Origin of the sequence: Umezawaea endophytica (assembly GCF_025061645.1) — a bacterium.
GTDB classification, from domain to species: Bacteria; Actinomycetota; Actinomycetes; order Mycobacteriales; family Pseudonocardiaceae; genus Umezawaea; species Umezawaea endophytica.
This window is the reverse complement of sequence record NZ_JANYMP010000009.1, coordinates 194,652-203,293: the sequence shown is the minus strand read 5'-3', so window position 1 is coordinate 203,293 and position 8,642 is coordinate 194,652. Positions and strand designations below refer to the sequence as shown.

Genomic DNA, 8,642 nt, shown 5'->3' with positions numbered 1-8,642 from the left:
GGGGCCGGTCGCGTGTGGACTGTCCACTCGCGACCGGCACTCACCCGCCGAACCACCCCGCGACGTCCAACCGGAACCCGTCCGACGGCACCACGACCCGCAGGTCGCCCTCCAGCTCCCGCAACCGTTCCACGCCCAGCAGCCCGGCCCACTCCTCCCGCAACCGGTCGAAGATCTCCGCCGACCGCTCCAGCGCGTCGATCCCGCGCGGCGTCAGCCGGACCACCTTGCGCCGGGCGTCACCCGCGTCGTCGACCCGCGAGGCGTACCCCAGCGCCTCCAGCCGGTCCACCGTCTTGCCTGCGGCCTGCTTCGAGATCCCCAGCCGCCTCCCCAGGTCGCTGGCGGTGGCGCCGCCGACGCCGATCGCCTGCATCGCGAAGCCGTAGGCAGGCCGGACGTCCGGGTGCCCCACCAGCGCCAACTCCTCGTGCAGCCGGTCGATGAGCGACCGGAAGCCCGCGAACAGCAGCAGCGGCAGTTCGAACCCGGCCTCAGCCATTGCAAAACTCGACAACCAGGTTTACTGTTTGGTCAACCACGTTGTCGATCGTAGAGGACACGCATGTTCATCGACCACACCGTCGACTCCGCTCCCCCGGCCGCCCGCCGAACCATGGCCGCGACCGGGAAGCGCCTCGGCCGCATCCCGCCCGCCGTGGCCCGGATGGCGGAATCCCCGGAGCTGCTGGACGGGTTCCTCAAGAGCAGCGCCCTGTTCGAAGCGTCCACACTGGACCCGATCGCCCGCGAGGTGGTCGTCATGACCATGGCCACCCGCAACCACTGCCACGTCTGCGTCGCCATGCACACCGGGAAGCTCAAGGCGCTCAACGCCGGCCCGGACGTGGTGGCCGCGCTCACCGACCAGAGCCCACTCCCCGACCGGGGGCTCGAAGCGATCCGGACGTTCACCCTGGAGGTCCTGCGCACGGCGGGAGAGGTGGACGACGACACCCTGACCGCGTTCCTCGAAGCCGGCTACACGCACCGCAACGCGCTGGAGGTGGTGCTGGGCATCGGCGCCTACACGATGTCCACCCTGGCGAACCGGATGACCGCGGCCCCCGCCTAACCCGCGAACCGCTTCGACCAGCGGGCTTCGAGGTCGCCGAACGCCGCTTCGTCCAGGCCGTACGTGCTCAGCACGACCATGGCCGACGGCGCGTCCACGACGACGAGCAGCCCCTCGCCCCAGGAGTCGACGGTGACGCCGACCTGGTTGGCGGACCGGAACCACAGCTCCCCCGTGACCGGCTCCCCCACGAGGTCGGCGGTCCAACGGGAGTCGACGTGGGCGAGGTCCGGGAACCCGCCCTCGAAGAACAGCGTCCGCCGAACCGCACCCGGTTGGCGCTCCAGTGCGAACCGCAACTGCTGGAGGAACGTCGTCCAGCCCTCGGTGATGGCGTCGTGGTAGGCGTCCAGCTCCGGGTTGCCGCCCAGCGGCGCCCGGTCCAGCGTGACCAGGGTGCTGGTGCCCGACGGGGTCAGGGAGAAGCGGTCACCGCCGCCGAGCGCGAGCGTCCGGCCGTCCTCGACGACGTCGGTGAGGTAGATGTGGTCGACCTCGGCGTCGAGCCCGTCGAAGTCCCACCCGTGCCACTGGCGGATCTTCTCCTTGTCCCGCAGTGCTTCCCACACGGTGTCCACGGGCGCGGCGACGACGACTTCGATCACGGACACGGTGGACCTCCGGCATCTGGCGACGGTTCGGGTCCACAATGCCAGTTCCACGGCTAGCGGAGGAGTGGGACGGCATGACGGAGTGGACGTTGCGCGGCGGTACCGACCCGGACTCGGCGAACCTGGCCGCGCTGCTGGCGCACCAGGGGTTCGAAGGGCTGTCCGAGGCGCTGGTGTTCGGCGTCGGCGGCGGCATCGGAGCCGGGTACATCCTCTTCGAGTTCAACCACGGCGACAGCGGGAGCCGCGTGGTGGGAGCGGGTTTCCACAACACGTGGCAGTACCTCGGCAGGCGGATCGACCGGACCGCGGAGCGGTTGGGGATCGCCGTGGACTGGCACCGGACCGGTGGGACCGGCGCGGCGGCCGGGCGGCTGACCGCGGAACTGGAGCGGGGCAGGCCCTGCCTGGTGTGGCCGGACCGGTACCACGTGGGCTACTGGAGCCTGCCGGAGGCGTTGAACGGGTTCGGCGGGCACTCGGTCGTGGCCTACGGCGAGGAGGGCGGCCGGGTGCTGGTGGACGACCGGAACCTGGCCCCGCTCACCGTCGACCGCGCCGACCTGGACCGGGCGCGGGCGCGCGTCGGCACCTACAAGAACGCGCTGCTGGTCGTCACCGGCGAACCGCACGACGTCGACCTCCCCGGCGCGGTCCGAGCGGGTCTGGCCGACGTGGTCGAGCACCTGTCCAAGCCGTCGGACTCGTTCAGCCTGCCCGCGTGGCGCAAGTGGGGTCGGATGATGACCGACGAGCGCGCCGCGAAGGCGTGGCCGAAGGTGTTCGCCGACCGGGTCGGGCTGACGGACGCGCTGCTGAGCACGTGGGAGTGCGTCGAGCCCGCCGGGATGGTGGGCGGGAACCTGCGGCCGCTGTTCGCGGACTTCCTGGACGAGGCCGCGGCCGTGCTGGACGTGCCCGCGCTCGCCGACGAGGCGGTGCGCTGGCGCGGCATCGCGGACCGGTGGCACGAGCTGGCGGAGATCGCGCTGCCGTCGGACGTGCCTGTCGTGGCCCGGCTCCGGGACCTCACCGCCGCCGTGACGAGCGCGGTGGAGCGCGGCGACGAGGGAGCGGACGACCGCGCGGCCGCCGCCGAGGAGCTGTGGGAGCTGCGGGCCGCGCACGCGAGCGAGCCGCCGTTCGACGAAACCTCGACCAGGGACGTGTTCCGCCGCATGGGCGAGACCCTGCTGGGCCTCCACGCAGCCGAATCGGCCGCCATCAAGGCCCTGGGCGAGGTGAGAGTCGGTTAACCTGCCTCGGTGGAGTGCACACCGACCTTCCTGCGGGCCCGCAGGCCGGAGCAGAAGCAGCAGCGCTACGACGCCATCCGCGCCGCCGCTCGCGAACTGGCGCTCGAACGCGGGGTCAGGTCGGTCAGCCTCGGCGACATCGCCACCGCGGTCGGCGTGCACAAGTCGGCGATCCTGCGGTACTTCGAGACCCGCGAGGAGATCTACCTCAGCCTCGGCGCCGAGGCGTGGAGCGACTGGAGCGACGCCGTGCACGCGGAGCTCGACGGCGTGGTGGACGGGTCCCCGCTGCTGCTGGCGGACGTGCTGTCCCGCACGCTCGGGGAACGGCCGCTGCTCTGCGACCTGCTGACCCAGGCGCCGCTCAACCTCGAACGGCACGTGTCCAAGGGCGCGGTGCGGTCGTTCAAGGTGAGCGTGCTCGACGGGGTGGAGGAACTGGCGGCGCTGATCGGGCGGGTCGTGCCGGGGATCGGGCCGGAACGCGGGTTCGAGGCGGTCGCCGCCATCGCCTGCCAGGCCGCGTCGATCTGGCAGGTCTCGCACCCGTCCTCGGCGCTGGCCGACCTCTACTCCGAGGAGCCCGAACTGGCGCGGGCGTGCCCCGAGTTCGTGCCGACGATCCACCGGTTCACCCTCGTCTACGTCACCGGGCTGCTCGCGACCGCCGACTAGCGCACGAAGCCGTCCGCCGTAGGCGCATTCCCAGCGGGCGGTCCGAATGGCAAAAAGGCGGCTCCGCGCGCCCGATCCCGCCCACCCCCGTGCCCGCTCCGCCGATCGCTGGTGCCGTCGGGTGTTCGGCCGGTCACTCCGAGTCGCACACCGCTGGTCCACCCGGCCGAACGGGCCCGGTGCCGATCCGCCGCCGGACTACCCTCGCGGTGGACGCATGGAGGTAACTGGTGGACGTCGACCTGCGGAAACTCCGGTACTTCGTCGCGGTCGCCGACGAGTTGCACTTCGGCCGGGCGGCCGAGTCGCTGCACATCACGCAGCCGGTGCTCTCCCGGCAGATCAGGGCTCTCGAGGACGAGCTGAAGGCGCGGCTGTTCCTCCGGGACAAGCGGGGCACCGCGCTGACACCGGCGGGCGCGCAGCTCCTGACGGACGCGCGGCCGCTGCTCGCGAACGCGGACGCGCTGCGCCGCAGGGTGGGGCGGGCGGCTCGCGGCTCCGACCGGTTCACCGTGGGCTTCATGCCGGGGCTGGTCGTGTCGGCGGCGATCCGGGTGCTGGCGGCCCGGTACCCGTCGCTGACTGTCGACGTGGTGCGCACCGGCTGGTACGACCAGACCGACGTGGTGCACGACGGGCGGGTGGACGTGAGCTTCGTGCGGCTGCCGGTGGACCAGCGCGGCCTCCAGGTCCGGCCGCTGCTCGCCGAGCCGCGCGTGGCGGTGCTGCCGGTGGACCACCGGTTGGCGCGCGAGCGGTCGATCGGGATCGCCGACCTCGCCGACGAGCACCTCGTGCAGGACCCGGACGCGGTGCCGGAGTGGCGGGACATCGCCACGGAACTGCGCACCGGGCAGCGGCGGCCCACGCCCGCGGTGCGCACGGTCGAGGAGAAGTTCGAGCACGTCGCCGCGGGCGCGGGCGTGCTGGTCCTGCCGTCGTCGGTGGCCGACTTCTACACCCGCCGCGACCTCACGTCCGTGCTCATCGACGACATCGGTCCGAACCACGTCTGCCTGGCGTGGGACGCCTCCCGCCGGAGCCCGCTGATCCTGGAGTTCGCCGCCATCGCCGAGGAACACCATCGGGTATTTCAGGCCACCTGAGACGATAAGAGGACACCGGCCTGTTGTTAAGTGGACGCCGTTCTATTAACGTGGCCCCCAAGAGGGGTACGCCTTGAACGGAGCTGCAACGTGGTCGACATCCGAATGCGGGTCAACGGCGTGGAGGAGAAGGTCGACCTGTCACCGCAGGTCAGCCTCCTCGACGCGCTGCGTGGGGAACTAGGGCTGACCGGTACCAAGAAGGGGTGCGACCAGGGCGCCTGCGGCGCGTGCACGGTGCTCGTGGACGGGGAGCGGATCAACTCCTGCCTCGCGCTGGCCGTCCAGTACGACGACCGCGACATCACCACGGTCGAGGGTCTGGCCGGGGAGGGTGAGGCGCACCCGCTCCAGAAGGCCTTCATCCGCAACGACGGCCTCCAGTGCGGCTACTGCACGTCGGGCCAGCTCTGCTCCGCCGTCGGGATGCTCGCCGAGCACGAGGCCGGAGCGCCGAGCGCGGTCACCGAGCACCTGTGCGCCACCGACGTGGAGCTGTCGGAGGACGAGATCCGGGAGCGCATGAGCGGCAACCTGTGCCGCTGCGGCGCGTACAACGGCATCGTCGCCTCCATCAAGGAGGTGGCCGCGTCGTGAAGACGTTCGCCTACCTGAGCGCGCCGGACGTGCCGAGCGCCGTCCGCGCGATCTCCACCGAACCGGGGGCGAAGTTCCTCGGCGGCGGCACGAACCTGGTCGACCTGATGCGCGAGGGCGTCGAGGCGCCGGACACGGTCATCGACATCACCCGCCTGCCGCTGACCGGGGTCGAGGAGCTGCCCGACGGCGGCGTGCGGATCGGCGCGCTGGTCCGCAACAGCCACCTCGCGGCGAACCAGCTCATCCGGAGCCGCTACCCGCTGCTGTCGCAGGCGATCCTGACCGGCGCGTCCGCGCAGCTCCGCAACATGGCCACGGTCGGCGGGAACCTGTTGCAGCGCACCAGGTGCCTGTACTTCTACGACAGCGCCGCGGCGTGCAACAAGCGCGAGCCGGGCAGCGGGTGCGACGCGATCGGCGGGTTCAACCGCGGCAACGCGATCCTGGGCGCCTCGGAGAGCTGCATCGCCACCCACCCGTCGGACATGGCCGTCGCGCTGGTGGCGCTGGACGCCGTGGTGGAGGTCGAGAGCGTGCGCGGCACGCGCCGGATCCCGCTGGTGGACTTCCACCGGCTGCCCGGCACGACGCCGCAGGTGGAGACCGTGCTGGAGGCCGACGAGCTGATCACCGCCGTCGAGCTGCCGCCGCTGCCGCTGGCCGCGACCTCGCGCTACCGCAAGGTCCGCGACCGCGCGTCCTACGCGTTCGCGCTGGTGTCCGTCGCCGCCGCGCTGGAGGTCGAGGGCGGTGTCGTCACGGGGGTGCGGATCGCGCTCGGCGGCGTGGCCACCAAGCCGTGGCGCGCCCACGAGGCCGAGCGCGTCCTGCTCGGCGCTCCCGCCACCGACGAGTCGTTCCGGCGCGCGGCCGAGGCCGAGCTGGCGCCCGCCGTCGGCCGGTCGCAGAACGAGTTCAAGATCGAGCTGGCCCAGCGCGCGATCGTCGCCACGCTCCGCACGCTGCTGACCGAGGGAGGCGCGGCGTGACCCAGGTCCAGAACCCGCCGGTCACCACGACGACGACCACGGCGGCGGGCAAGTACGTCGGCCAGGCGGTCGACCGCGTCGACGGGGCCGTGAAGACCACCGGTGAGGCCCGGTTCGCCGCCGAGGTCCCGTACGCGAACGTCGCGCACGCCGCGCTCGTGCATTCCACGGTCAGCCGCGGCCGGATCACGGCCGTCGACACGACCGCGGCCGCCGCGGTCGAGGGCGTGATCTCGGTGATCACCCACGAGAACGCCGTGCGGATGCGGCCTCCCTCGAAGGTGAGCCCGATCGACATCGACTCGATGGCGTCGGGGACGACGGTCAACTACCTCAACACCGACCAGGTGTCGTGGAACGGCCAGCCGATCGCGGTCGTCGTCGCCGAGACGCCGCACGCCGCGCACGAGGCGGCCGGGCTGGTCCGCGCCACCTACGAGGTCCAGCCGTCCACAGTGGACTTCAAGGCCGAGGCGCCGAACGCGGAACCCCAGCCGAGCAGCCTGATCCTGCCGTCCGGCGGGAGCAAGGGTGACGCCGAGGCCGCGCTGGCCGCCGCGCCGGTGTCGGTCGACCTCCGCTTCACCACGCCGATGCACCACCACAACGCCATCGAGCCGCACGCCACCACGGCCGTGTGGGACGGCGACCGGCTGACCGTGCACGAGGCCTCGCAGAGCGTCGTGTGGGTCCGCAAGCACCTGGCGCACAAGTTCTCCGTGCCCGCAGAGGGCATCCGCGTGATCGCCCCGTTCGTCGGCGGCGGGTTCGGCGGCAAGGCCAACGTGTGGGCGGGCACGATCCTGACCGTGCTGGCCGCGCGGATGACCGGTCGGCCGGTGCGGATGCTGCTCACCAGGGAGGGCGTGTACCGGACGGTCGGGGGCCGCACGCCCACGATCCAGCGGGTGGCGCTCGGGGCTCGTTCCGACGGGCACCTGACCTCGTTGATCCACACGAGCGTGTCGCAGTTGGGCAGGGTCGGCGGCATGGCCGAGCCCGTCACGTCGCAGTCGAGCCACCTGTACGCGGCCGACAACCTCCTGCTGAAGCAGGAGATCGTGAAGCTGGACCAGATCGCGAACACCTCGATGCGCGCTCCCGGCGAGGCGATCGGCACGTACGCGATCGAGGTCGCGATCGACGAGCTGGCCGCCGAGTTGGGCATGGACCCGATCGAGCTGCGGATGGTGAACGAGCCGGAGACGGATCCGCTGCACGGGCGGAAGTTCTCGCACCGGATGCTCCGGGAGGCCTACGCGCGGGGCGCGGAGCGGTTCGGGTGGGCGAACCGGTCGCCGGAGCCCGGCGTGACGCGGGACGGGCGCTGGCTGGTGGGGATGGGCGTCGCCACGGCCTACCACCCGTCGTTCCAGTTGCGGGCCAACGTGACCGTGCGGGTGTCGGTCGACGGTGGCGTGCTGGTGCGGTGCGGGTTCCAGGAGATGGGCATGGGCGGGGCCACCGCGCAGGCCCAGATCGCGGCGGACGCGCTGGGCGTGCCGTTCGAGTCGGTGCGGGTGGAGTACGGGGACACCGCGCTGCCGTTGGCGCCCATGGCTGGCGGGTCGGCGCAGACCGCCAGCGTCGCGACCAGCCTGCTCGCGGCGTGCGAGAAGCTGAAGAAGTCGATGCTGGAGCTGGCGAAGAAGTCCTCGGAGTCGCCGCTGCGCGGGGCTCGGGCCGCGGACCTGTCGGCTCGGGACGGCGGGCTGTTCCACGGCGGTCGGGGGGAGACCTACGCCTCGATCCTGGCTCGCGCCGGGATTCCCTCCGTCGACGCGGCGATCGGGTCGGAGACGAGGCTCGGGGACCTGGTCGGGAACATGAGGTTCATGTCGAAGTTCCTGATGGACCGGCGGCGGTGGGTGAAGGCCGCGTGCGGGGCGCAGTTCTGCGAGGTGCGCGTGGACGCCGACACCGGCGAGGTGCGGGTGTCGCGGTGGCTCGGGGTGTTCGACGTCGGCACGGTGATCAACGCGAAGACCGCCACCAGCCAGTTGAAGGGCGGCATCGTGATGGGGATCGGGGCGGCCCTGTCCGAGGAGTCCCTGGTGGACCCGCGTCACGGCCGGGTGATGAACCCGAGCCTGGCGGAGTACCACCTGCCGGTGCACGCCGACGTGCCGCGGATCGACGTCGAGTACCTGGACGTCCCCGACCCGACGATGCCGCTCGGCCTGCTCGGGATCGGCGAGGTCGGCATCACCGGGGTGGCGGGCGCCATCGCGAACGCCGTGCACAACGCCACGGGCAAGCGGGTGCGCGACCTGCCGATCACGCTGGACAAGCTGCTCTAGCCGGAGGGCGGCCGATTCGTCCCGGAC

At 72.0% G+C, this 8,642-nt stretch carries 9 protein-coding genes; 7 read left to right on the top strand and 2 right to left on the bottom strand.

Annotated elements, in window-relative coordinates:
• Positions 1 to 40: 40 nt before the first annotated feature.
• Complete coding sequence (locus NZH93_RS20785) at positions 41 to 502, bottom strand: MarR family winged helix-turn-helix transcriptional regulator (RefSeq protein ID WP_259624808.1); 462 nt, start codon at positions 500 to 502, stop codon at positions 41 to 43.
• A 63-nt stretch (positions 503 to 565) separates the two neighbouring features.
• Here NZH93_RS20785 and NZH93_RS20780 point away from each other — a divergent pair, with 63 nt between their 5' ends.
• On the top strand, positions 566 to 1,075 hold the full coding sequence (locus tag NZH93_RS20780; RefSeq protein ID WP_259624807.1) for a carboxymuconolactone decarboxylase family protein: 510 nt from the start codon (positions 566 to 568) through the stop codon (positions 1,073 to 1,075).
• Here NZH93_RS20780 and NZH93_RS20775 read toward each other — a convergent pair.
• Positions 1,072 to 1,686: an SRPBCC family protein gene (locus NZH93_RS20775; protein ID WP_259624806.1), complete on the bottom strand. Its 615-nt coding sequence runs from the start codon at positions 1,684 to 1,686 to the stop codon at positions 1,072 to 1,074. The two genes, NZH93_RS20780 and NZH93_RS20775, sit on opposite strands and share 4 nt — an antisense overlap.
• A gap of 74 nt (positions 1,687 to 1,760) precedes the next feature.
• Here NZH93_RS20775 and NZH93_RS20770 point away from each other — a divergent pair, with 74 nt between their 5' ends.
• From NZH93_RS20770 to NZH93_RS20745, 6 genes are all read left to right on the top strand, one after another.
• The gene (locus tag NZH93_RS20770) at positions 1,761 to 2,942 is read left to right on the top strand and encodes a BtrH N-terminal domain-containing protein (protein WP_259624805.1); all 1,182 of its coding nucleotides are present in this window, start codon (positions 1,761 to 1,763) and stop codon (positions 2,940 to 2,942) included.
• A 9-nt stretch (positions 2,943 to 2,951) separates the two neighbouring features.
• The gene (locus NZH93_RS20765; RefSeq protein WP_259624804.1) at positions 2,952 to 3,617 is read left to right on the top strand and encodes a TetR/AcrR family transcriptional regulator; all 666 of its coding nucleotides are present in this window, start codon (positions 2,952 to 2,954) and stop codon (positions 3,615 to 3,617) included.
• A 230-nt stretch (positions 3,618 to 3,847) separates the two neighbouring features.
• The gene (locus NZH93_RS20760; RefSeq protein ID WP_259624803.1) at positions 3,848 to 4,726 is read left to right on the top strand and encodes a LysR family transcriptional regulator; all 879 of its coding nucleotides are present in this window, start codon (positions 3,848 to 3,850) and stop codon (positions 4,724 to 4,726) included.
• Positions 4,727 to 4,816: 90 nt separating this feature from the next.
• The gene (locus NZH93_RS20755; protein WP_259624802.1) at positions 4,817 to 5,323 is read left to right on the top strand and encodes a (2Fe-2S)-binding protein; all 507 of its coding nucleotides are present in this window, start codon (positions 4,817 to 4,819) and stop codon (positions 5,321 to 5,323) included.
• Positions 5,320 to 6,315, top strand: coding sequence for an FAD binding domain-containing protein (locus NZH93_RS20750; protein WP_259624801.1), 996 nt, complete (start codon positions 5,320 to 5,322; stop codon positions 6,313 to 6,315). Before NZH93_RS20755 ends, NZH93_RS20750 begins: the two co-directional genes overlap by 4 nt.
• Positions 6,312 to 8,615: a xanthine dehydrogenase family protein molybdopterin-binding subunit gene (locus NZH93_RS20745; protein WP_259624800.1), complete on the top strand. Its 2,304-nt coding sequence runs from the start codon at positions 6,312 to 6,314 to the stop codon at positions 8,613 to 8,615. Before NZH93_RS20750 ends, NZH93_RS20745 begins: the two co-directional genes overlap by 4 nt.
• Positions 8,616 to 8,642 lie beyond the last annotated feature (27 nt).